A 1,894-nucleotide genomic window follows, 5' to 3' on the forward strand; every position below is an offset into this window, starting at 1 on the left:
CGATGTACTTGTACAGCTGCACGTTGTCGGCGTGCTTGAGCAGGGTGCCGAACCGGATGCCGATCTCGGCCTGACCGGCGGTGCCGACCTCGTGGTGCTGGAGCTCGACCTCGATGCCGGACTCGATGAGCGTCTTCACCATGTCCGAGCGCAGGTCGCTGTAGTGGTCGACCGGCTCGACCGGGAAGTAGCCGCCCTTGAAGCGCGGACGATACCCGCGGTTGCCGCCCTCGATCGCCGAGCCGGTGTTCCAGGCGCCCTCGATGGAGTCGATCTCGTAGTAGCCGGTGTTCGCGCTCGTCTTGAACTTGACGTCGTCGAAGATGTAGAACTCGGCCTCGGCACCGAAGAAGGCGGTGTCGGCGACGCCGCTGCCGCGCAGGTAGGCCTCGGCCTTGCGGGCGACGTTGCGCGGGTCGCGGCTGTAGGACTCCAGCGTGAGCGGGTCGTGGACGAAGAACGTCATGTTCAGCGTCTTGTGCTTGCGGAACGGGTCCAGCACGCCGGTGCTCAGGTCCGGCAGCAACAGCATGTCGGACTCGTGGATGGCCTGGAAGCCGCGGATCGAGGAACCGTCGAACATCTGGCCGTCGGTGAAGGTGGACTCGTCCACGTTCTCGGTCGGGAGGGTCACGTGGTTCACGCCCCCGAACAGGTCCGTGAAACGGACATCGAGGAATGCGACGTCCTCGTCTCGGATGTAGGCGAGGACCTCATCGACGCTGCTGAACAAAACGGAACCTCCGTGCAGGTGGCTGAGACGGCGGGTCGGTGGGTCCGCTCCATCGCGGGGCCCGTCGACCACACGCCGTCTCCCGGCTTCGCTCTCGAAGCTAGGAGCGCGTGATTTCCACGCCATGTCTCGATTGTTTCTTGCATGTTACGGAGCGAGGTGATCACGTGGACGACCCCCATGGGGCGGTGATTCCGCCTGTTTCAAGGGCGAATCGGCCCGTCGGCGTGGTTCGGGGGTGATCGGTCCCACCCGGGTTCGCGGCCGGCGTCACACCATCCGTGCCCACCCGGGTGCGGGTGTCCGTGACGTGCCTATACCGTGAAAACCATGAGTGACGAGAGCCGGTCCACCGCCGACCCCGACGACGACTTCCGCTACCGGGGGAACCGGCTCGGGCTGCCCGAGGAAGGTCCTCGATCGGTGCCGGGCGTGGTCCGTCGACTCGTCGGCCTGGCCCTGGACTGGGCCGTGGCGAGCCTCCTCGTCTGGGGGGCCATCAACGCGGGTCTGATCGGCCGGGAACTCGCGGCGGCCGCCGCGAGCGGTGGGGAGCAGGAGGCCCTGGCCCTGACCAACTTCACCACCCTGTCCACCCTGGTGGTGTTCGCGGCGATGAGCATCGTGCTGCTGACCCTGTTCGGTACAACGATCGGGCGGCGGATCGTCGGCGTCGGGATCACGGCCACGGGAGAGCGTTCCTGGCCCTGGTTCGTGTCCATGACGGTGCGGACCCTGCTGTTGTGCCTGGTGATTCCGGCCGTGGTCTACGACCGTGACACACGTGGTCTACACGACCGGGCCGCGGGCACCATCGCGACCCGTTACTGACCCCTCACAGGACGCGTCGGACCGGCGTCGGGTGCGTCGGGGCGCCCTTCGGGCTGCTGTTAGCATCCTGAACAGCTTTTCCCGGGGCCGCGAGCCTTCTGGCCGCCCTGACCCCGCCCCCTCCAAGGTCTTCTTCGTATCCGAAGGTTCGCATGGCTGGAAAACGTTCCGCCCCTCACTCGTCAGGTGCCCTGGGCGCCACAAGAATGTCCGGGGGACAGTGGATCGCCTGTGCCGTCACGGCGTTGACCATCGTCGCAAGTCTGGGCGGCTACGGCTGGTACCAGGGGTTGATCGGCAACATCACCACCACGCAGGTGGACACCGACG

General features: G+C 66.5%; 2 protein-coding genes and 1 pseudogene. 2 read left to right on the forward strand and 1 reads right to left on the reverse strand.

Annotated elements, in window-relative coordinates:
• The coding region (locus ABZ717_RS28555; protein ID WP_358516364.1) for a glutamine synthetase beta-grasp domain-containing protein at positions 1-733 on the reverse strand (733 nt) is incomplete at its 3' end.
• Positions 734-1,063: 330 nt separating this feature from the next.
• Here ABZ717_RS28555 and ABZ717_RS28560 point away from each other — a divergent pair.
• The gene (locus ABZ717_RS28560; RefSeq protein ID WP_358516367.1) at positions 1,064-1,564 is read left to right on the forward strand and encodes an RDD family protein; all 501 of its coding nucleotides are present in this window, start codon (positions 1,064-1,066) and stop codon (positions 1,562-1,564) included.
• A gap of 152 nt (positions 1,565-1,716) precedes the next feature.
• A pseudogene (locus tag ABZ717_RS28565) lies at positions 1,717-1,894 on the forward strand (LytR family transcriptional regulator); the annotation flags it as partial.

The sequence above is a fragment of the Nocardiopsis sp. NPDC006832 genome (assembly GCF_040635885.1).
Lineage (GTDB): Bacteria > Actinomycetota > Actinomycetes > Streptosporangiales > Streptosporangiaceae > Nocardiopsis.